This window comes from Micromonospora sp. NPDC000316, assembly GCF_042898885.1.
Taxonomy (GTDB): Bacteria; Actinomycetota; Actinomycetes; order Mycobacteriales; family Micromonosporaceae; genus Micromonospora.
This window is the reverse complement of sequence record NZ_JBIAZG010000006.1, coordinates 177,552-197,394: the sequence shown is the minus strand read 5'-3', so window position 1 is coordinate 197,394 and position 19,843 is coordinate 177,552. Positions and strand designations below refer to the sequence as shown.

Genomic DNA, 19,843 nt, shown 5'->3' with positions numbered 1-19,843 from the left:
GTCACTGACCGGCCTGGTCCAGTACGCCCCAGCGCCGACGGATCGACTTGTCCACAGCGCCGAACGCCGCGTCCACCACAAGGCCGAGCGTCAGGATGACGATCATCGTGGAGAGCAGCCAGGGCGCGTCGGACAACTCGCGTGAGTAGGTGAGCTGGGCGCCGAGCGAGGTCTGCGAGATGCCGACCACGAGCAGTTCACCGGCCATCAGACTCCGCCAGGAGAACGCCCAACCCTGCTTGAGCCCAGCGACGATCGCCGGCAGCGCGGCCGGCGCGATCACGTACCGGTAGAGGTTGAGCCCTCGGGCGCCGAGGTTGCGGCCGGCGCGCTGTAGCAGCGGTGGCACGTAGTCCACACCGGAGATGACCCCGTTGGCGATGGACGGCGCCGCGCCGAGCACCACCACGAAGAAGATCGCCTTCTCGCTCAGCTCGAACAGCAGGATGGCCAGCGGGAACCAGGCGATCGACGGCATGGTCTGCAACGCGGTGATCATCGAGCCGATGGCGGCCCGGAGGATCTTGAACTGGGCCACCGCCAGGCCCACCAGCAGACCGACGGCCACGGAGAAGACGTACCCGAGGGCGGCCCGTCGCAGCGTGGTGACCAGACCCTCCCAGAGCTGTGGGCCCTGGGCCTGGTTGACAAGCTCGCGGCCGACGACAAGTGGGCCGGGCAGCGAGTACGGCGGCTTCCACCCCGACCAGACCACCAGCTGCCAGGCCGCGATGACGATGGCCAGCGCGGCCAGCTTGGGCCAGGTGGCCGCCCAGAGCCGTTTGCCACGGGAGACCTCCGCGTCCCGACCGGCGATCTCCAGCGCGTCGAGGCCGGAGATCTGCGCGTCGGTCCGCGCTGTGCTGGTCAGGGTGTCATTGGCCATGGCGGCCCACCTCCGTGCGGAGCCGTTCGGTGACGTCGGCGGCGATGGCGGCGACCTCGGGGGAGTCGATCCGCCGTGGACGCGGGATGTTCACCTCGGTGGAGTAGATGATCCGGCCGGGGCGGCTGGAGAGCAGGATGATGCGGTCGGCCAGCCGGGCCGCCTCGCGGACGTTGTGCGTGACGAAGAGCACCGAGAGGTTGCGCTCGGACCAGATGCGCTCCAGCTCGTCGTGCAGGATGTCCCGGGTCATCGCGTCGAGCGCGCCGAACGGCTCGTCCATCAGCAGCACAGGCGTGTCCAGCGCCAGGGTGCGGGCCAGCGCGACCCGCTGCCGCATGCCGCCGGACAGCTCGTGTGGCCGCTTGCGGCCGAACTCGCCCAGGTGCACGGTGCGCAGCAGCTCGGCCACCCGTTCGCGTCGCTTGGCCCGGGGCAGGCCGCGCAGTTTCAGCGGCACCTCGACGTTTGCGTCGACGGTCAGCCAGGGGAAGAGCGCCGGCTCCTGGAACATCAGCCCAGGGTTGATGTCGCCGGCCAGGTCGATCTGCCCGGCGGTTGGCTGGTCCAGGCCGGCGACCAGGTTGAGCAGTGTGCTCTTGCCGCAGCCGGAGGCACCGACCAGGCAGACGAACTCACCGGGCGCCACGTCCAGGGACACGCCGTCGAGCGCCAGTACGGCGCTCTCCCCGCGTCCGTACACCTTTGTCACGCCGGAGAGCGCGACCGCTGTGGTCGCGCTCCCCGGCGTCGTCGTGGTCGACGTCATGGCTGGACGACCTCGGGCTTCCCCTGCGCCTTGAGCGCCTTGTTGAGGTACGACAGGTCGTACAGACCGTCGAGGTTCACCGGTTCGGTCAGCTTGACCTCGACGGCGTGGTCGAGCCCGGCCTTGAGGGAGGAGGGGATCGGGTCGTTGGTGAACTCCAACGTCGGCCACGCTTGCTTGATCAGCTTCGGGTCCAGCGGCTTACCGGTGATCTTGCCGATCGCCTCGGAGATAGCCTGCTGGGCCTCGTCCGGCTTGGTGTTGACGAACTCGTTCGCGGCGACCTGGCCCTCGACCAGCTTTTGCACCACGTCCGGGTGTGCCTTGAGGAACTTCGTGCTGACCAGCAGGTTGGTGATGACGAACTTCTTGTCCGGCCACAGGTCGCGCTCGTCGACAAGCACCTTGCCGCCGGCGTTGACCAGGCGGGAGACGAACGGCTCGGGCACCCAGGCGCCGTCGATGGCGCCGCTGTTGAACGTCTCCACCGTCTGGGCGTTCTCCTGCGGGACGATCTTGACATCGCCGCCGCCCTCCTTTGTGGTGGTCAGCCCCTGCTGCTTGAGCCAGTAGCGCACCGCCACGTCCTGGGTGTTGCCCAGCTGTGGGGTGGAGATCTTCTTGCCCTTGAGGTCCTGCGGGCCGTTGATGCCCGGCTTGACCACGAGCGCCACGCCCCCGGAGGCCGCGCCGGAGACGACCCGGACCGCCTCGCCCTTGGACTTGGAGAACGCGTTCACGGTCGGGTTCGGGCCGATGTAGGTCGCGTCGAGCGCGCCGGAGAAGATGGCCTCGATGGCGGCCGGACCCGCGTTGAACGTCTTCGGCTCCAGCTTCACGTCGGCGCCGAGCTTCTCGGCGAAGATGCCCTTCTCCACGCCGACCACCGCCGGCGCGTGCGTGATGTTGGGGAAGTAACCGAGTCGGAGCGTCACCGGGCCGGAGCTGCCGCCCGCGCCCTCGCTGTCGTCGCCGCACGCGGCGGCGGTGCCCAGGGTGGCCGTGCCGACGGCGGCGAGGGTGGCCAGAGTGACCAGCCGGCGCAGGGGAAGGCGTCTCATCGTCCGCATCCAATCCGCAGTATTCCTACTTAGTTGGTAGGAAGAGTGGGCCAGGGTGCCGCCAGCGTCAAGGCCCATCCATATGTCGGGAAGTGGCGTCTCAGATATGTCGTGATTTCCTATCAGGTAGCTAGGGTAGGCGGGTGACCGGAGCGATGACCTTCCATTGGTTCCTGCCCACCTCCGGCGACGGCGACCAGGTCGGCGCCGCCACCGTCACCGCCGGGGCCGCGCGGCACGACCGGGCCGCGACAGTGGCGTACCTGGCCGAGGTGGGCCGCGCCGCCGAGGCCAACGGCTTCGCCGCCGTCCTCACCCCCGTCGGCGCCGGCTGCCCCGACCCGTGGATCGTCTGCGCGGCGATCTCCCAGCACACCGAGCGGCTCGGCATGCTTGTCGCGGTCCGAGCCGGCTTCGCGCTGCCCACCCTGATCGCCCAGCAGGCCGAGGCGTTCCAGGCCATCTCCGGCGGTCGGCTGTCGCTCAACATCGTGACCGGCGGCGACCCGGCCGAGCAGCGCGCGTACGGCGACTTCCTGGAGCACGACGACCGCTACGCGCGCACCGGGGAGTTCATCGAGGTGCTGCGCCGCGCCTGGGCCGGCCGGCCCTTCGACCACGCCGGGACGCACTACCGGGTCGACGGCGGTGGCCTGGCCAGACCGTTGGCCGACCCGCCACCTGTCTACTTCGGTGGCGCGTCCCCGGCCGCCGAGACGGTGGCCGCCCGGCACGCCGACACGTACCTGATGTGGGGCGAGCCGCCGGCGGCGATCGCGGCCCGGGTCACCCGGATCCGCGCGCTCGCCGCCGAGCACGGCCGCGCTCCGCGCACCGGCCTGCGGCTGCACGTCATCGCCCGACCCACAAGCGCCGAAGCGTGGGCCGAGGCGGACCGGCTGCTGGCCGGGATGAGCCCGGAGCGGATCGCCGCCGCCCAGGCCCGGTTCCGCCGGATGGACTCCGTCGGGCAGGCCCGGATGGCCGCGCTGAACGCTGGCCGCACCGACGGGCTCACCGTCGCACCGAACCTCTGGGCCGGCGTCGGCCTGGTCCGCGAGGGCGCCGGCACCGCGCTGGTCGGCAGCTACGCCGAGGTGGCGGCCCGGATCGACGAGTACGCCGCGCTCGGCGTCGACGAGTTCATCCTCTCCGGCTGGCCGCACCGGGAGGAGGCCGAGCGGGTCGGCGCCGAGGTGCTGCCCCGGGTCACCGCCCCGGTAGCGGCTGCTCCGGGGAGGTCGCGGATGACCGGGGTGTCAACGCGCTAGGGTCGATCACGTGGCGGCGCGGAGATCCAGAATTCCAGCGACGAAGTATCCGGTCGAGCGGTTCACCCTCGACAACGGCCTGCGGGTGGTGCTCACCCCTGATCGCAGTGCCCCGGTGATCGGGGTGGCGGTGGTCTACGACGTCGGCATCCGATCCGAGCCGGAGGGGCGCACCGGCTTCGCCCACCTCTTCGAGCACCTGATGTTCCAGGGCTCGGAGAACCTGGAGAAGCTTGCCCACTTCCGGCACGTGCAGGGCGCCGGCGGCACCTTCAACGGCTCCACCCACCTGGACTACACCGACTACTTCGAGACGCTGCCGAGCAACGCGCTGGAGCGCGCGCTGTTCCTGGAGGCGGACCGGATGCGCGGCCCTAGGCTGACCGAGGAGAACCTGCGCAACCAGGTCGACGTGGTCAAGGAGGAGATCCGGGTCAACGTGCTCAACCGGCCGTACGGTGGCTTCCCCTGGCTGACCCTCCCGCCGGTCATGTTCGACACGTTCCCCAACGCGCACGACGGCTACGGCTCCTTCGACGACCTGGAGTCGGCCACCGTCGCCGACGCCGCGGACTTCTTCCGCCGCTACTACGCCAGCGGCAACGCGGTGCTGGCGGTCAGCGGCGACATCGACGTGGCCGAGGCGACCGAGCTGGTCACCCGGCACTTCGGCGACGTGCCGGCCCGTCTCGCGCCGAAGCGGCCCGACTTCACCGAGCCCGACCTCACCGCCGAGCGGCGCACGTCGTACACCGACGCGCTGGCGCCGCTGCCGGCGGTGGCCGGTGCCTGGCGGGTGCCCGACCCGATCACCGACTTCGCCGGCTACCTGCCGTACGTGGTGCTGGCCGAGGTGCTCACCGACGGCGACGCGTCGCGGCTTGTCGAGCGGCTGGTCCAGCGGGACCGGTCGGTGACCGGCCTCAGCGGCTACCTCGGCTTCATGGGCGACCCGTTCGACGTGCGCGACCCCACCGCACTGCTGCTCCAGGCGCACCTGCCGCCCGGCGGCGACGTGGACAAGGTGCTGCGCACCGTTGACGAGGAGTTGGACCGGCTGGCCACCGACGGGCTGACCGACGGCGAGCTGGCCCGCACGCAGGCCCGGATGGCGACCCACCTGTTGCGCGACACCGACGCGGTGCTTGGTCGGGCGTTGCAGATGGCCGTCCTGGAACAACAGCGCGGCGAACCTGGTCTGCTCAACGACCTGCCCCGGCTGGTCGGTGAGGTGACCGAGGAGCAGGTCCGGGCCGCCGCGGCCACCCTGCGCCCGGAGCGGCGCGCCACGATCGAGGTCATTCCCGGAGGTGCCCGGTGAGCGCGAGGAGTGAGCCGGTTTTGCGAGCCCCGCAGTCGCGAACGAAGGTGATGTGGTGAGCGCGAGGAGTGAGCCGGTTTTGCGAGCCCCGCAGTCGCGAACGAAGGATGGCCCGGTGAGCGCGAGGAGTGAGCCGGTTTTGCGAGCCCCGCAGTCGCGAACGAAGGAGGCGCGATGACGGCGACCGTCGCTGCTGGGCCGCGGACGCTGCCTGCGCTTGGGCCCACCCGCAAGCTCAAGGTGCCGAAGCAGTCCGAGCGCACCCTGCGTAACGGGCTCACAGTGATCGCCGTACGCCGGCCGGCGGTGCCCCTGGTCGAGCTGCGGCTCTGGGTGCCGTTCGGCCGGGCACACGTGGCGCGCGGTGCGATGCTCTCGCAGACCATGCTGTCCGGCACCGAGTCGATGAGCAGCGTGCAGATCGCTGCCGAGTTGCAGAAGGTGGGCGGCGGGCTGTCCGCAGGTGTCGATCCGGACCGCCTGATGCTCTCGGGCACCGGCCTTGTGACGGGTCTGGACCGGATGCTCGAGCTGATGGCCGAGGTGCTGACAGGTGCCAGCTACCCCAGCGACGAGGTGGCCACCGAACGGGACCGGCTGATCGACCGGATCCAGATCGCGCAGAGCCAGCCGGCGCACCTGGCCCGGGAGGCGTTGCTGAAGCGGATCTACGGGCGGCACCCGTACGCGACGCAGACCCCGGAGCCGAGTCAGATTCGCGCCGTGCGGCCGGCGGCGCTGCGCACCCTGCACGGCGAGCGGGTGCATCCGGCCGGCGCGCAGTTGGTGGTGGTCGGTGACGTGCAGCCGGAGAAGGCCCTGGACGCGGTCGAGCGGGCGCTCGGCGGTTGGGCCGGCGCTGGGCGCACGGCCACCCTGCCTGCCGCTGGGCCGCTGGAGCCGGGGCCGCTGTTGCTTGTCGACCGGCCCGGCTCGGTGCAGTCTTCGCTGCGGGTGGCGCTGCCGGCGGTGCCGCGCAGCGATCCCGACCACGCCGCGCTGCAACTGGCCAACCTGATCTTCGGCGGCTACTTCTCCTCCCGCTGGGTGGAGAACATCCGCGAGGACAAGGGCTACACGTACGGTCCGCACTCGATGATCGAACATTCGGTGGCCGGGTCGGTGCTTGTCGCCGCCGCCGAGGTGGCGACCGAGGTCACCGGTCCGGCACTGCTGGAGACGACGTACGAGTTGGGTCGGCTGGCGTCGCTCCCGCCGAAGCCTGAGGAGTTGGAGCAGGCCCGGCAGTACGCCCTCGGCACCCTCCAGTTGGGCATGTCCACGCAGGCCGGGTTGGCGGCGTTGACAAGCGCGTACGCCGGCAGCGGCCTACGTCTGGATTTCCTCGCCGAGTACGCGGCCCGGCTGGCGAAGGCGACAGTCGACGACGTCGCGCGGGTCGCTGCCCAGTACCTCGCACCGGCCCGGGCGGCGGTCGTGGTGCTCGGCGACGCGGAGCGGGTGGCCCCCGGGCTGACCGCGCTGACCGAGGTCCGGATCGAGCCGGTGCAGTCGTGAGCCGAGCGGTCACACCGACTGTGGCGGGCGCGGCGTGAGCGGGGAGACGACGCCGCCGCTGGCCCGGTCCACCCTGGATCGGGTCGCGCACCGGCGCGGCGACTCGCAGTGGCTGACCGAGGCGTGGCTGCGCGCCCGGGTGCTGCTGATCGACTCGACCGACGGCGGGCGGACCCTGGCCCGTACCGACGCGTCGCCACCGGCCCTGGTGCTGCTCGGCGCTGAGGACGTGCCGGCCGGCGCCGAGTCGACAGCGATGTTCCTCGGTGTCGAGCCGGACGGGGTGCCGGTCTTCGCGGTCGACGCGCGGCTGCCGGCGCTGCCGGGCACCCGCGCGGTGAACCTGCGGGAGGTGGGCCACCTGCTGGCCGACCGGGAGGCGGGCATCTTCACCACGGCGCTCGCGCTTGTCAACTGGCACACCCGGCACGGCTACTCGGCGACGAGCGGGGCGCCGACCGCGATGGACGAGGCCGGTTGGTCCCGGGTGGACCGCAACGGCGGGCGGATCTGGCCGCGTACCGATCCGGCGATGATCGTGCTGGTGCACGACGACGTCGACGGGCCGGACGGCCGCTGCCTGCTCGGCAACAACGCCGGTTGGTCGGGCACCCCGGGCGGTCGGCGTTACTCCTGCCTGGCCGGTTACATCGAGCCGGGGGAGTCGGCGGAGGCCGCCGTGCTGCGTGAGGTCCGCGAGGAGGTGGGCATCGGGATCGACCGGATCGGGTACGTCGGTAGCCAGGCGTGGCCGTTCCCGGGGTCGCTGATGCTGGGCTTCCTGGCCACCGCGGACCCGGCGGAGCCGGTGCGGGTCGACCCTTCGGAGATCGCGTACGCCCGGTGGTTCTCCCGGAACGAGGTCGGTGCGGCGCTGGCCGGGCGGGCCGTGGACGTGGGCGACGGGGCCCGGCTGATCCTGCCGCCGCCGTCGTCGATCGCGCTTTTCCTCATCCACCGCTGGTTGGACGGCTGGGTGGACACCGGTCAGTGAGTACGGTCCCGGCCCGTGGCCGCCGTTGCCGCGGCGGTCACGGGCCGGGAACACGGGCCGCCGTGGTCGGTTAGGGCGTGTAACGCGGCGGGGGAGCCGATTCGACCACGACGGACGTCTGGTGGGTCAGGTGCCGGTGCGGCGGGGGCGGCGCAGGAAGGCGGGTCGGGGCTCGCCGAGCGGGAGGACCTTGACCCGTTGCTTGCCCGCGCGGACCGCGCCGACCGTGGAGAGGGCCCGGGCCAGCAGTAGCGCGGCATCGCGGTCCTCCGCGTGCACGGTCTGCCTGCGCGATTCGGGCGTGGTCGTCTCGTCGCGGAGTCGGTGGCCGTCTGCCCAGGCCGCGGCGATGTCCCCGTCGGCGACGGTGCGGATGTCGGTGCGAACGATCAGGAAACGCATGGGGGTCTCCGGATGAACCGCGACGAATGAGCCGTGTGGAAGTTCTACCGTCTTCGAGGGTCATGTTACGCCGCGTGTTCGTCTCAGCAAGTGAAACGCACCTATTGATTGCGAGTCATCCGATCGGTGGATGCCTGGTCAGCGGGTCGCCGGTGGACAGACGCGCGGTGGACAACGCGACGGGGCCGCCGGCAGGCTGCCGACGGCCCCGTCCACGGTCGACGGCTCAGTGCAGGTCGAACTGACCTGTCTTTGCTCCGGCGATGAAGTCGAGCCAGCCCTCCCGGTTGAACAGCAGCACCGGGCCACCCCGGTCCTTGCTGTCGCGTAGCGCGACGGCCGACGGGCCGGTGCTCAGCGGGGCGACCTCCACGCAGTTGGAGGTCTGGCTGCGCGTGCTCGTACGCCAGGGCGCGTCCGCCAACGAGTTGGCGGAGACGGACGGCGTGTTGTGGATGTCGTTCATGGTTCTGCTCCTGATGTGAACCGATCCGATGGGACGAGTGGTGCCGCACGCCCCGACGGAGGTCCCCTGTGGATCACAGTTCCGTCAGCCGCCCCGAGGCGCGGCGGCGTTGGACCGGCGCCGTTGCCGAGCCGAACGCCACTGTGGATGGGGGCGTCGCCTCGTTCACCGGCCCTATCGCCTCGATCAGCCAGGAGAGGGTGTCCGAGGCGTTAAGTGCCGCCGTGCATAGCCACTCGAACACCACTTTATAGCGATTTAGCGTGATTGCCTCGGTCGACATGACGTCGGTGAACCCCCCTTCGATGGCCAATGTCTCCGGATCGAGCGGATCGGCGAACCGGTAGACGGAGAACGCGGTCGGCGGAAGGTACCAATTGCCGATCTGGGTGTCCCGGAGCAACACGTGCAGCGTCACGTTGGGCAGCAGGGCCAGCTCACACAGCTGACGCAGTTGCTCCTGCAGCACCTCGGGCGGCCCGGCCCGGCGGCCGAGGGCCGCCTCCTCCAGCACCGCCGTGTAACGCGGCGCGTGCGGCTCCCGGGTCAGCAACGACTGGCGGGCCAGCCGCGCCTTCACCTCGGTCTCCGGCTCGTCGCCGGGCTTGGGTTCGCCGGCGCTCTCGGCCACCTGACGGGCCGAGACGATGCGGACCTGCGCATAGCCGGCGGTCTGCAACAGGCCGGGCACCAGCACCGGGTTGTACTCGGAGATCTCCGCGCAGCCCGCCTCCAACTCGGCCCAACTGCGCTGCTGCTGCGTCATCACCGGAAAGTTCTTCAGCCAGCCCCGCATGTCGCCCGCCTCACCGGCGATCCCGAGCAGCTCCGCACGCAGGGCCGCGTCGGCACCGTAGAGGTCGAGCAGAACGGCGACGTCCTGCGGGTCCGGCCGGCTGCGACCGTTCTCCAACCGGGACAGCTTGGACGCGGACGCCCAACCGATCCGTTCGATGACCTGGTCACCGGTGAGGCCCGCCGCCTCACGCAGGCGGCGCAGCTCTAGGCCCAACCTGCGACGACGCATGATAGGGCTGGGTGCGGCAGGAGGCACAGTGTCCTCTTTCCCGTCGACCGCCGCAGACGCGACGGTAACTGTATGAAATTCGCCCCCCACAGTCAGTATGGACGGCGCGACCGGCGTCGGAGGTTCCGGCGAGGGCGTGTCTCGCGAAAAATGGACCACGGGTACGCCGAACGTCGACGAACCCGCGGTCGCGGCCCCGTCGACCACGCCCACCCCGGGCGCGCCATCCCCCGCCGGAGGGACCCATGCGCACCGTCCTGCGCCGACCCGACTTCCGCCTGCTCTTCGGCGGCCTACTGGCAAGCATGACCGCCGAGTCGATCCTGCTGCTCGCGCTCGCGATCTGGGTAAAGGATCTGACCGGGTCCAACGGGCTCGCCGGCGGCACCATCTTCGCCGTCGTCGCCCCGATGACGCTGGCGCCACTTGTCGGATGGTTCGTCGACAGGTACCCGCGCCGCCCCTTCTTCGTGGGCGCGAACCTGGCCACCGCGGCGCTGCTCACCCCGCTGTTCACGGTCCGGGACGCGGGCGACATCTGGATCGTCTACCTGGTCGCCGCCCTGTACGGCCTGTCGTCGATCACGCTCGGCGCGGCGCTCAGCGGGCTGATCCGGCAACTGGTGCCCGTGGAGTTGTTGGCCGAGGCGAACGGCGCGCTGCAGACCGTACGCCAGGGGCTTCGGTTGGTCGGCCCGCTGGTCGGCGCGGCGCTCTACGCGGCGCTCGGCGGGTGGGCGCTGGCCGGGATCGGCATGATCGGCTTCATGACGGCGGCCGCGGTGGTGACCGCGGTGCCCAGTCCGCAGCCGGCGCCGCCTAGCGCGCGGCTGCGCTGGCCCGCCGAGATGGGCGCCGGCCTGCGACACCTGGCCGGTGTGCCGGCCCTGCGCCGGGCACTGCTCGGCTATGGGCTGGGATCGTTGGTGATGGGCTTCAGCGAGTCGTTGATCTTCGCCTACGTCGATCAGGGGCTGAACCGAAACGCCGCGTTCGTGGGCGTGCTCGTCACTGTGCAGGGCGTGGGTGGGCTGCTCGGCGGGCTCTGCTCACCGGCGCTCGTCCGCCGGCTCGGAGAGGTCGGCACGCTGGCCGCCGGCGTGGCCTTCTTCGGGCCGGCCGCGCTCGCGCTCGCGTACCCCGACCTGCGGCTCGCCTTCGTGGCGGTGTTGCTGGCCGGCGTCTCGCTTCCGCTGACGATGGTGGGGTTGCATACGCTGATCCAGCGGCGTACCCCGGCGGCGCTTGTCGGTCGGGTCGCCGCGGCGACCCAAGCGGTGATCAGCGGCCCGCAGGCGTTCTCCATCGGCGCCGGCGCGCTGCTGGTCGGAGTCCTGGACTACCGGACGCTGTTCGTGCTCGTCGGGGTGGCCACCCTCGCGGCGGGCGCCTACCTCTGGCGGGGACGGCACCTGAGCGCGCCGTCCGGGGCCCGCCCGCCCCTGCCGCCCGCCTCGCCCACCACCCCGTCGACAGTGCCGACCACCCCGTCGATTCCGGCGCCCCGCCGCCCGGCCGAGGTGGAGATCGACCAGCCGGTGGCGACGGGAACCCCCCGCACGCCCCGCCGGTGACCGGTTCCGGACACGACGAAACGGCCGCCCTGGTGGGCGGCCGTTCGTGGGGAGGCGACGCGGCCGGTCAGGCGGTCAGGGTCGCCAGGTGCTGCTTGACCTGGACGATCGAGGGGTTGGTCAGGGCACTGCCGTCGGCGAAGCGCAACGTCGGCACCGTCTGGTTGCCGCCGTTGACGCTCATCACGAACTCCGCGGCCTTCGGGTCCTGCTCGATGTCGACCACCTCGTACCCGATGCCCTCCCGGTCGAGCTGCGACTTCAGCCGGTGGCAGTAGCCGCACCAGGGGGTGGAATACATCGTCAGCATGGTCGGACCCTCCAACTCCTCCAGCCACCGGCTTGCGGATCAAGCCGAGGCTGTCCGCTACAACATCCGGAGGAGCTGAGATGATTCCTGATTGTGGGGGTTCACTCAGCGTCGGAACGCGTACTTGCCGGGCTGGACCCTGAGCAGCGCTCCGCGGTGACCGCACCCGCCGGCCCGGTCTGCATCCTCGCCGGCGCCGGCACCGGCAAGACCCGCGCGATCACCTCCCGAATCGCCCACCGGGCACTCTCCGGTGAGATTTCCCCCCGGCATGTGCTCGCCGTCACGTTCACCGCCCGGGCCGCCGCCGAGATGCGACACCGTCTCACCCAGCTCGGGGCTCAAGGTGTGCAGGCGCGCACATTCCATGCTGCGGCGCTGCGCCAGGTGCGCTACTTCGCCCCCCGGCTGCTGGCCGGCCGGGCCATGCCCGAGCTGCTGGACAGCAAGGTGCGGCTGGTCACCCTCGCCGCCGCCCGGGTCGGCCTGCGCACCGACCGGGCCGCCGCACGGGACCTGGCCGGCGAGATCGAGTGGGCCAAGTCGTCGCTTGTCGAGCCGGCGGAATATGTGGTGTCCGCGGCCCGCGCGCTGCGCGATACGCCGCACGAGCCGGCGAAGGTGGCCGAGGTGTTCACCGCGTACGAGCAGCTCAAGCGCTCCAACGGGGTGATCGACTTCGAGGACATGCTGCGCGCCGCGGTGTGGGGCATCGAGGAGCACCCGGACGTCGGCGAGCAGATCCGCAACCAGTACCGGCACTTCGTGGTCGACGAGTACCAGGACGTCAACCCACTCCAGCAGCGGTTGCTCGAAGCCTGGCTGGCCGGCCGCAACGACCTGACAGTGGTCGGCGACGCCAGCCAGACGATCTACTCGTTCACCGGTGCGACCTCGGCGTACCTTGTCGACTTCCCCCGCAAGCACCGCAACGCCACTGTGGTCCGGCTGGTCCGCGACTACCGCTCCACCCCGCAGGTGGTCGGGCTGGCAAACGCGGTGATCTCGCAGGCCCGGGGCACCGAGGCGCGACTGCGGCTGGAGCTGAGCGGGCAGCGCCCACCCGGCCCCGAGCCGGACCTGCGGATCTTCACCGACGAGCCCGCCGAGGCCAACGCGGTGGCCGCTCGCTGCCGCGCGCTTATCGACGCGGGTACGCCGGCGAAGGAGATCGCCGTGCTGTTCCGGATCAACGCGCAGTCCGAGGCGTACGAGAAGGCGCTCACCGAGGCCGCGGTGCCGTACGTGGTGCAGGGTGCCGAGCGCTTCTTCGAGCGGACCGAGGTGCGCCAGGCGATGGTCGCGCTGCGCGCCGCCACCCGCTCGATTCCGGGCGAGACCCCGCTGCCGGCCGCCGTCGTCGAGGCGCTCACCGCGGTCGGCTGGGCCCCCGACGCGCCCCCGACCGGCGGCGCCGCCCGGGAACGTTGGGAGGCGCTCGCCGCGCTGGTCCAACTCGCCGAGGAGTACGCGGCAAGCCCGGAGGTGGTGCCGATCGGCGAGGCGGCGTCGGTGGAGCGCCCGGTTACCCTCACCGACTTCACCGAGGAGTTGGCCCGCCGCGCCGCCCAGCAGCACGTCCCCACTGTGGACGGGGTCACCCTCGCGTCGCTGCACTCGGCCAAGGGGCTGGAGTGGGACGCCGTCTTCCTCGTCGGGCTCGCCGAGGGGACCCTGCCCACCACGTACGCCAAGACCGTCGAGCAGGTCGAGGAGGAGCGCCGGCTGCTCTACGTGGGGATCACCCGGGCTCGGGAGTGGCTCTGGCTGTCGTACGCCGCTGCCCGCTCGCCGGGCGGTCGGGCCCGGCGGCCGTCGCGGTTTTTGCCCCAACTGGACGGCTCCGGTGGGACCGAGCGGGCCGCTCCCAGCTCTGGCCCGGCCCGCCGCACCGAGCGACGTCGGACGCAGATCATGTCCTGTCGGATCTGCGGCGCCACACTGCTCGCCGGCCCGGACCGCAAGCTCGGTCGCTGCCCCACCTGCCCCTCCGATATCGACGATGAGCTGCACGAACGGCTACGCGAGTGGCGGCAGCGGGTGGCCGGCGCACAGAAGGTCCCGGCGTACGTGGTCTTCACCGACGCCACGCTCATCGCATTGGCCGAGCGACGCCCCGGCCGACCGGAGGAGTTGATCGCGATCGCCGGCATCGGCCCCCGCAAATTGGGCCTCTACGGCGAGTCTGTGCTGGCCCTCGTGGGGGGCGCGGGGGTGGACGATGTCTGCCCGGAGAAAACTTTCGAAATCTCGTCGTAAATTCGTTTGCCCTCGCCCCCGGGCGAGGAATAGCCTCAGAACACACCACGCGAGCGGCGCCATTCCGGCTGCTCACGGGGGTTGGTCCAGTCGATTCGAGGAACGTGAGGGAGGTGGCCCCGTGAAGATCTTCACCTATGAGCGTCTGGCGGCGATGCCGTCTGTCCACGTTCCGCTGTCGGCTGTCCGGGTGGCCCTCGCGGCCACGCGACCGTCGGTTCCGCAGGTGCACCAGGTTCAGGCCGAGCTGAACCTGACCGTTGCGCCAGCCACCGGAGTCGAGGGGACCAGTGGCTTCACGGGCAAGGGCATCCAGGTCGCCAACAAGCGCATGGATATCCGCGGCGTTCCACCTCGAGGTAGACCGGTCTGACCATCAGACACCGGCTCACCTTGAGGCCGCGGAACCCGCATACCGGGATCCGCGGCCTTAGTTTTTTGCCCCGCCGAAGTACGTCGGAATGCGATCCACGAGATCGAAGTGAGAGAGAGGTGACCGGGCGATGAGTCTGGCGTTGGCCCCCGTCGACATAAGTGTCGAGATGGAGGCGAACCTGCCCTGCCGGAAGTTCGACCCCGACCTGTGGTTCTCCGACTCGCCTGCCGAGCTCGAGCTGGCCAAGTCGCTCTGCGGGGACTGCCCGCTGCGCGTCGAGTGCCTGGCCGGAGCGGTGGAGCGTGCGGAGCCGTGGGGTGTCTGGGGCGGCGAGATCTTCGAGCGTGGCGCGGTCGTTCCGCGCAAGCGGCCCCGTGGCCGTCCGCGTAAGGAGGACGTCGCTCGTGACGCCGCGCTCCGGGTTGAGGCCGAGGCGCGCTTGGAGGCCAGTGGGCTGTCCGAGGCGCGTGGCGCGGTCCGGCTGGCAGCCTGACATGTTCCCGACCCGTACCAACTACGCCGGTGCCACATCGGCAGTTAGAGAGACAACGATGTTGAACGTTCCGACTGGAGCCTTCGAGATGCAACTACTCCACGAAGCGTTGTCCCGGGTTCGAATGCGGCGGCCTCAGGCCGGTCGTACCACCACGAGCACTGAGGCAACCCGATCCGCCCGTACCGTCGCCATGAACAGCCGCAACCAGGCGGCCCGCGACCTGGGCGCTCTCTAGTACCACCCCACGACGAAGGGCGGGTGCCAGCCGGCACCCGCCCTTCGTGACGTCTCAGGCGACCGGCGCGAAGCCGGGCAACCAGCGCTCCAGGATGCTCCGGTACGGGGCCTTCGCCTCCAACTGGCAGAGCAACGCGATCGACCCGAGCGTCACCCGGTGGATGAGCAGGTACGACGGCGGCAGGTTGAGCTGCCGGCTCAACTGGTAGGTGGGGGAGCGGGGGCTGGCCAGTCGGGCCGCCTCGCCCCGCATCCAGGCCCGTGTGAACCGGAACCCGTCGGCCGCGATGGGCTCCAACATCGGGCGGAGGAAGTCGAGCACCCCCTCGGCGTCGATCTGGTCGGTGGCGCCGATGAACCCCTCGGACCGCAGCCCCTCCACCACCCCGGCGGCGTCGCCGCGCAGCGCACGCCCGGCGATGAGGCCGATCGGCTCCGGCGTACCCTCCGGCATCCGCGCCACCGCACCGAAGTCGATCACCCCGAGACGACCGTCGGGCAGCAGCCGGAAGTTGCCCGGGTGCGGGTCGGCGTGCAGCAGACCGGCCCGCTGCGGCGCGGAAAGGTGCAGCGTGGCCATCAGTCGGCCGGCCTCGTCCCGCTGCTCCTCGGTGCCCTCGCGGATGATGTCGGCAAGCGGTGTGCCGGTCAGCCAGTCGGTGACCAGCACCCGGGGCGACGCCGACACCACCTCCGGGATGAAGATCTCCGGGTCGTCGGCGTACGCAGCGGCGAAGGCACGCTGCGACTCGGCTTCCAACTCGTAGTCCAACTCCTCGGTGATGCGCTCGCGCAACTCGACGAGGAGCGGCTTGACGTCCAGGCCGGGCTGGATTGCCCGGAACATCCCGCCCAACCGGGAGAGCTGTTTGAGGTCGGAGAGCAGCGCGTCGCCCGCTCCCGGATACTGGATCTTGACGGCCACGTCGCGGCTGTTCGGCATGCCCGACGGGTCGTCCCCCGGCTCCCGCCACCGCGCCCGGTGCACCTGGCCGATGCTGGCCGCCGCGGCCGGGATGTCGTTGAACTCGACGAACCTGTCGCGCCAGTCCGGCCCGAGCTGCTCGGCCAGCACCTTGTGCACGCTGGCGGCCGGCAGCGGCGGCGCCGCCTCCTGAAGCTTGGTCAGCGCCTGCCGGTAGGGTGCGGCGATCTCCTCCGGCAGCGCCGCCTCGAAGACCGACAGCGCCTGGCCGAACTTCATCGCCCCGCCCTTGAGCTGCCCCAACACGCTGAACAGCTGCTCGGCGGTGCGCTGCTGGATCTCCGCGGAGATCACGTCGGAGGCGAGCCCTGTGACGCGCTTGCCCATGCCGAGGACGGTCCGACCGGCGAAGCCGAGCGGCAGAGCGGCGAGCTTGGCGGTCCGGGACACGGCCCGGCGCGGGATGTCGGTCACTCGGCCATTGTTACCGACCGGAGGGCCCCGCTGCTGCTCTGCGGCCGGGCTGGTGCCGACAACCGGCCCCGCGAGCATCCACACGCCGGGTGCGGCGGCCAGCCCCGGCGGCGGAAGCGGCCCGCGCCGGTGATCTCCACAGCGCCGCCAAGCGTCTCCGGGCTGCCGCCATCGAGGTGCGCGAGCGCCTCGGACAGCGCGTACCCGGTGGCCGCGAGCAGGGTGCCGGTCGCGCCAGCGGCAACCGGGTCGGCCGCGGCGAGTTGGGCGGCGAGCCCAGGCCACGCCGGGTCACGGTCGGTCCGGTGCAACTCGATGCAGTGCAGGCACGGCCCGGCAGGTGGGCGGACCAGGGGCCCGATGACAGGTACGCCCTCGCGGAGGGTGACCAGCAGGTGCGGCTGACGGCGCTGGGACAGGCCGGCGGCGAGCAGCGCGGGCGGGCGGTCCGCGCCGAGCTGGATCACCAGGTCCACCCGTGTAGCCCGGACCGGGTAGGTGCCGGTGCCCGGCGCGACGCGGTCGATCGTGGCACGGACCGCCCCAGCGAGCGGACGGCCCAACTCGGTAGTCGGGATGCCCGTGCCGACCAGGTCGATCGGGCGTACCGGGCCGGTGAGCTGCGGGATCACCTGCCCGACGCCGGACTGGGCCAGTGCGACCGCCAGCGGCCCGCCGAGCGCCCCGGCCCCGGTGAGCAGCACCCGGGCGGCCCGCCGTCGACGCAGGACCTGCGCGGGAGTTCCGGGCAGCCGGGCCGCGACCAGGGCCAACGCCCCGGCCTCGGCGGCGAGTCGGGCACGGACCGGCCCGGCGAGGCCGCGGGGGAGCAGGCTGTGCGCGGGCACCAGGAGGCCCGCCGCGCGGAGGGCGTCGAGCAGGGTACGAGCGTCGTCGGCGGCGACCCGGACCGTGCTCGCGTGGGTGAGCACGGTGCGTTCGCTGCGGGTGCCGTCCAGGAGGTCGAGCAGGTGGGCGGCGCGCGGGTTGGCCAGCTCCAGCAGCACGGCGGGCCCGGGGCCGATGCCGAGCTGGAGGGTGTGCCGGTCCCGCCAGAGCCGGCTGAGGCCGGGAAGCAGCATGGGGCGGGGCAGTGCGGTACGACTCATGATGACGAATCGTGACCGAGCCCCTGCGCTCAGTCGATCGTTGTCCACAGATGGCCGGCCCCGTGTCCAGCACTGTCCACAGGATTTGCCGGGTTATCCACAACTCACCAGTAGGGGTGTCGGTCACCCGACAGGGTCCTACCGGAACGGCAACGGGGGGCGGGGTGACCATCAGGCCACCCCGCCCCCCGTTGACCCGTACGGTCAGACCTTCGCCTTGCCGAGGATGCGGTTCACTGTTGTGCCGCATACCGGACATTTGCCCTTGGCCATGTTCATCCCGGTCTTCGAGACCTCGACGTGCCCCTCGAAGTCCCGCTTCTCCTTGCACTTCACGCAGTAACCGTTGTAGCTCTGGGCCTGGTCGGCCACGGTGCCCCTCCTCGTCTCGTCCGCCGGTCAATGCCGTCCCGGCGGGGTGCCCGGCGGCGGGCCACGCGGGGCGCCGGCGCTGGGCCACATTCCGCAGCCACCTTCGTGACCGCTGGTCCGCGGACCCTACCCAGGTCTGGGCAGTTCCATGTCAGCTGTGCATCGGCCTGTGAGCAAGTCGACGTCGAGAGTGTGCATGGCGAATTAGGTCGGATAAGTCAGTTTGGCGGGGACACGCCGACCAAACCCTCACAGACACCCGTGCGAGTGCCCCCGCAGCACTGCGGAGCACGATGATCACCTACGGTGGAGGGAGGCGCACGGCGCCGCCATCGGTGTTCACCAAGGGTGACGAGATGGCCTGACGACAACCTGGCCAAGAAATTTTCGGGACGCCAAGCGACCAATCACCATTTTCTGGGCGCGTGTCATGTGGTTGACTCTTGCGGACCCCTGGTCAGTACGCATTAGCTTTCCTTCGTGACACGTAGCCGAGGCTGCGCGAGCCAGTGATGGCGGGGACGCGTAAGCCGGTCGTCGAGGTGCGGCGCAGCCAGCGTCGGCGACGCACGGTGTCTGCGTACCGTGATGGTGAGCGGGTGGTCGTCCTCATCCCGGACCAGTTCTCCCGGGCCGAGGAGAGCGAGTGGGTCGACCGGATGTTGGCGCGGCTCGCCGCCCGCGAAGGCCGACTGGCCCGCTCCGACGACGAGCTGGTGGCCCGGGCCACCCGACTGATCGACCTCTACCTCAGCGCGTACGGCGAGAAGGCGGTGCCCGCCAGCGTCCGGTGGGTCACCAACCAGAACGGCCGCTGGGGCTCCTGCACGCCCGCCGATCGCAGCATCCGGATCTCCCACCGCGTGCAGGACATGCCCGAGTGGGTGATCGACTACGTACTGCTGCACGAGCTGGCCCACCTCATCGTGCCCAGTCACAACGCCCGCTTCTGGGCGCTCGTCGGCCGCTACCCCAAGACCGAACGAGCCCGCGGCTACCTCGAAGGCGTCGCCGCCGCCTCCTGCGCCCCGGTCCCCACCTGACCGGCCAGGCGACGCGCATCGGGCCGAACGAGCCCGCGCGCATCGGTTGGTATGCCCACGCGCATCTGTCGGGGAGCGTCGGCCCGCTCTGTTGAGCAGCTCGGGAGTCGTCGCCTAGATCGACTCGATTTCAAGGAAAACGGGGTATCCGGGCGTGGTGTATACCCCGCCTTCCTTGAAGCCGAGTCGATCATCCCGCCGAACGAGGCAGGCCACGCCCCGGGTCGGGGGACGGGGTCAGGTGGCGGATCTGGAGCGGAGGGATATGGTCTGGGCATGGCGCGGCGGGTTGTGGTGGCATTACTCGGGCCGGTCCACTGGTCGCCGCCCGGCATCGACCGAGAAGACTGGCGGTCGGCGCTCGCCGAGGACGTCATCGACCTGATCGCCACCCTCAACGAGGTAGACGTCGCCGTCGCGGTCACCCCGGCCGACCGGGCCCTGGCGGACGCGCTGGTTTGGCCCGGCACCACCGTGTACGAGGTGGCCGAGCCGACGTCGAACGCGGTGTTCGCCGTGTTGGACGGCTACGACCAGGCGGCAGTGCTCGCCGGCGACGTGCCCGACCTGCCGGCGTTGACGGTCGGCAAGCTGCTGCGTCCGCTCACCACCCGACCGGTCGCGGTAGCCCCGGTTGAGGGCGTCGGCCCGGGTCTGCTCGGGGTGGCCGCGCGACTGCCGGTGCCGAGTTGGCTGCGCCCGCTGGACCTGGACACGGCGACACCGACCGACGCCCGAGCCGGCGCGCCCCGACCGGGAGACGTCGTCGTGACTGCCGGCTGGCGACGACTGCGCGGACCGGCTGACCTGGCCACCCTGGACCCGGCCTTCGAGGGCTGGGAAGCCACCCGAGCCCTGCTCTCCGGCACCGGCCGTCCCACCTGACCGGCTCGCGGCCCCTGTCCGGGCGCTGGCAGGCCGCCTGGCGAGCCCGTCGAGATTGACCAGTGACT

20 protein-coding genes are annotated in these 19,843 nt (G+C 71.2%); 10 read left to right on the top strand and 10 right to left on the bottom strand.

The annotated features are described in order from the left end of the window. Position 1 precedes the first annotated feature (1 nt). From ACFY2Q_RS15765 to ACFY2Q_RS15755, 3 genes are read right to left on the bottom strand one after another with little or no spacing between them, the layout of a single operon-like run. A complete protein-coding gene (locus ACFY2Q_RS15765; RefSeq protein WP_387130703.1) occupies positions 2-886 on the bottom strand; it encodes an ABC transporter permease in 885 nt (294 codons plus the stop codon). Next, complete coding sequence (locus ACFY2Q_RS15760; RefSeq protein ID WP_387130701.1) at positions 876-1,655, bottom strand: ABC transporter ATP-binding protein; 780 nt, start codon at positions 1,653-1,655, stop codon at positions 876-878. Before ACFY2Q_RS15760 ends, ACFY2Q_RS15765 begins: the two co-directional genes overlap by 11 nt. Continuing rightward, positions 1,652-2,716 carry an ABC transporter substrate-binding protein gene (locus tag ACFY2Q_RS15755; RefSeq protein WP_387130699.1) on the bottom strand — a complete coding sequence of 355 codons (1,065 nt, stop codon included), beginning with the start codon at positions 2,714-2,716 and terminating at the stop codon, positions 1,652-1,654. Before ACFY2Q_RS15755 ends, ACFY2Q_RS15760 begins: the two co-directional genes overlap by 4 nt. Positions 2,717-2,859: 143 nt before the next feature. Between ACFY2Q_RS15755 and ACFY2Q_RS15750 the strand changes: the two genes are divergently transcribed. The 4 genes from ACFY2Q_RS15750 (at position 2,860) to nudC (ending at position 7,820) form a co-directional block, all read left to right on the top strand. Beyond that, positions 2,860-3,987: an LLM class flavin-dependent oxidoreductase gene (locus ACFY2Q_RS15750; protein WP_387130698.1), complete on the top strand. Its 1,128-nt coding sequence runs from the start codon at positions 2,860-2,862 to the stop codon at positions 3,985-3,987. Positions 3,988-3,997: 10 nt separating this feature from the next. Then, positions 3,998-5,308 (top strand): M16 family metallopeptidase, encoded by a 1,311-nt coding sequence (locus ACFY2Q_RS15745; protein ID WP_387130696.1) that lies wholly within the window; start codon positions 3,998-4,000, stop codon positions 5,306-5,308. Positions 5,309-5,482: 174 nt separating this feature from the next. Next, the gene (locus tag ACFY2Q_RS15740) at positions 5,483-6,826 is read left to right on the top strand and encodes a M16 family metallopeptidase (protein WP_387130695.1); all 1,344 of its coding nucleotides are present in this window, start codon (positions 5,483-5,485) and stop codon (positions 6,824-6,826) included. Positions 6,827-6,860: 34 nt separating this feature from the next. Then, entirely contained in the window at positions 6,861-7,820 is a 960-nt protein-coding gene (gene nudC / locus ACFY2Q_RS15735; protein ID WP_387130693.1) for an NAD(+) diphosphatase, read from the top strand. Positions 7,821-7,946: 126 nt separating this feature from the next. Here the strand turns inward: nudC and ACFY2Q_RS15730 are convergent, their stop codons facing one another. From ACFY2Q_RS15730 to ACFY2Q_RS15720, 3 genes are all read right to left on the bottom strand, one after another. After that, positions 7,947-8,222, bottom strand: a complete 276-nt coding sequence (locus ACFY2Q_RS15730; RefSeq protein ID WP_387130691.1) for a hypothetical protein — start codon at positions 8,220-8,222, stop codon at positions 7,947-7,949. 226 nt (positions 8,223-8,448) lie between these two features. Next, a complete protein-coding gene (locus tag ACFY2Q_RS15725) occupies positions 8,449-8,688 on the bottom strand; it encodes a DUF397 domain-containing protein (RefSeq protein ID WP_387130690.1) in 240 nt (79 codons plus the stop codon). A 73-nt stretch (positions 8,689-8,761) separates the two neighbouring features. After that, positions 8,762-9,742 carry a helix-turn-helix domain-containing protein gene (locus tag ACFY2Q_RS15720; RefSeq protein WP_387130689.1) on the bottom strand — a complete coding sequence of 327 codons (981 nt, stop codon included), beginning with the start codon at positions 9,740-9,742 and terminating at the stop codon, positions 8,762-8,764. A gap of 218 nt (positions 9,743-9,960) precedes the next feature. On the opposite strand from ACFY2Q_RS15720, the gene ACFY2Q_RS15715 reads away from it, so the two are divergent. Next, positions 9,961-11,289 carry an MFS transporter gene (locus tag ACFY2Q_RS15715; protein WP_387130688.1) on the top strand — a complete coding sequence of 443 codons (1,329 nt, stop codon included), beginning with the start codon at positions 9,961-9,963 and terminating at the stop codon, positions 11,287-11,289. 67 nt (positions 11,290-11,356) lie between these two features. Here ACFY2Q_RS15715 and ACFY2Q_RS15710 read toward each other — a convergent pair whose 3' ends face one another. Beyond that, on the bottom strand, positions 11,357-11,599 hold the full coding sequence (locus tag ACFY2Q_RS15710; RefSeq protein ID WP_387130687.1) for a mycoredoxin: 243 nt from the start codon (positions 11,597-11,599) through the stop codon (positions 11,357-11,359). 93 nt (positions 11,600-11,692) lie between these two features. Between ACFY2Q_RS15710 and ACFY2Q_RS15705 the strand changes: the two genes are divergently transcribed. The 3 genes from ACFY2Q_RS15705 (at position 11,693) to ACFY2Q_RS15695 (ending at position 14,727) form a co-directional block, all read left to right on the top strand. After that, positions 11,693-13,858 carry an ATP-dependent DNA helicase UvrD2 gene (locus ACFY2Q_RS15705; RefSeq protein WP_387130686.1) on the top strand — a complete coding sequence of 722 codons (2,166 nt, stop codon included), beginning with the start codon at positions 11,693-11,695 and terminating at the stop codon, positions 13,856-13,858. 121 nt (positions 13,859-13,979) lie between these two features. After that, a complete protein-coding gene (locus tag ACFY2Q_RS15700) occupies positions 13,980-14,231 on the top strand; it encodes a hypothetical protein (protein ID WP_387130685.1) in 252 nt (83 codons plus the stop codon). Positions 14,232-14,361: 130 nt separating this feature from the next. Then, positions 14,362-14,727: a WhiB family transcriptional regulator gene (locus ACFY2Q_RS15695; RefSeq protein ID WP_387130683.1), complete on the top strand. Its 366-nt coding sequence runs from the start codon at positions 14,362-14,364 to the stop codon at positions 14,725-14,727. 292 nt (positions 14,728-15,019) lie between these two features. Here the strand turns inward: ACFY2Q_RS15695 and ACFY2Q_RS15690 are convergent, their stop codons facing one another. From ACFY2Q_RS15690 to ACFY2Q_RS15680, 3 genes are all read right to left on the bottom strand, one after another. After that, entirely contained in the window at positions 15,020-16,366 is a 1,347-nt protein-coding gene (locus tag ACFY2Q_RS15690; RefSeq protein ID WP_387130681.1) for an ABC1 kinase family protein, read from the bottom strand. Beyond that, positions 16,363-17,475: a hypothetical protein gene (locus tag ACFY2Q_RS15685; RefSeq protein ID WP_387130680.1), complete on the bottom strand. Its 1,113-nt coding sequence runs from the start codon at positions 17,473-17,475 to the stop codon at positions 16,363-16,365. The genes ACFY2Q_RS15690 and ACFY2Q_RS15685 overlap by 4 nt, the downstream gene beginning before the upstream one ends. A 204-nt stretch (positions 17,476-17,679) precedes the next feature. Next, entirely contained in the window at positions 17,680-17,847 is a 168-nt protein-coding gene (locus tag ACFY2Q_RS15680; protein WP_167517324.1) for a DUF5679 domain-containing protein, read from the bottom strand. 512 nt (positions 17,848-18,359) lie between these two features. Between ACFY2Q_RS15680 and ACFY2Q_RS15675 the strand changes: the two genes are divergently transcribed. Next, positions 18,360-18,890, top strand: a complete 531-nt coding sequence (locus ACFY2Q_RS15675) for a M48 family metallopeptidase (RefSeq protein ID WP_387130679.1) — start codon at positions 18,360-18,362, stop codon at positions 18,888-18,890. A gap of 276 nt (positions 18,891-19,166) precedes the next feature. Continuing rightward, on the top strand, positions 19,167-19,775 hold the full coding sequence (locus tag ACFY2Q_RS15670; protein ID WP_387130677.1) for a hypothetical protein: 609 nt from the start codon (positions 19,167-19,169) through the stop codon (positions 19,773-19,775). Positions 19,776-19,843 lie beyond the last annotated feature (68 nt).

Coding starts and splice junctions, on each gene's coding strand:
- ACFY2Q_RS15710 (WP_387130687.1), bottom strand. CDS start 11,599: ATGCTGACGATGTATTCCACCCCCTGGTGCGGCTACTGCCACCGGCTG.
- ACFY2Q_RS15670 (WP_387130677.1), top strand. CDS start 19,167: ATGGCGCGGCGGGTTGTGGTGGCATTACTCGGGCCGGTCCACTGGTCG.
- ACFY2Q_RS15730 (WP_387130691.1), bottom strand. CDS start 8,222: ATGCGTTTCCTGATCGTTCGCACCGACATCCGCACCGTCGCCGACGGG.
- ACFY2Q_RS15760 (WP_387130701.1), bottom strand. CDS start 1,655: ATGACGTCGACCACGACGACGCCGGGGAGCGCGACCACAGCGGTCGCG.
- ACFY2Q_RS15695 (WP_387130683.1), top strand. CDS start 14,362: ATGAGTCTGGCGTTGGCCCCCGTCGACATAAGTGTCGAGATGGAGGCG.
- ACFY2Q_RS15740 (WP_387130695.1), top strand. CDS start 5,483: ATGACGGCGACCGTCGCTGCTGGGCCGCGGACGCTGCCTGCGCTTGGG.
- ACFY2Q_RS15755 (WP_387130699.1), bottom strand. CDS start 2,716: ATGAGACGCCTTCCCCTGCGCCGGCTGGTCACTCTGGCCACCCTCGCC.
- ACFY2Q_RS15715 (WP_387130688.1), top strand. CDS start 9,961: ATGCGCACCGTCCTGCGCCGACCCGACTTCCGCCTGCTCTTCGGCGGC.
- ACFY2Q_RS15725 (WP_387130690.1), bottom strand. CDS start 8,688: ATGAACGACATCCACAACACGCCGTCCGTCTCCGCCAACTCGTTGGCG.
- ACFY2Q_RS15675 (WP_387130679.1), top strand. CDS start 18,360: ATGGCGGGGACGCGTAAGCCGGTCGTCGAGGTGCGGCGCAGCCAGCGT.
- ACFY2Q_RS15765 (WP_387130703.1), bottom strand. CDS start 886: ATGGCCAATGACACCCTGACCAGCACAGCGCGGACCGACGCGCAGATC.
- ACFY2Q_RS15685 (WP_387130680.1), bottom strand. CDS start 17,475: ATGAGTCGTACCGCACTGCCCCGCCCCATGCTGCTTCCCGGCCTCAGC.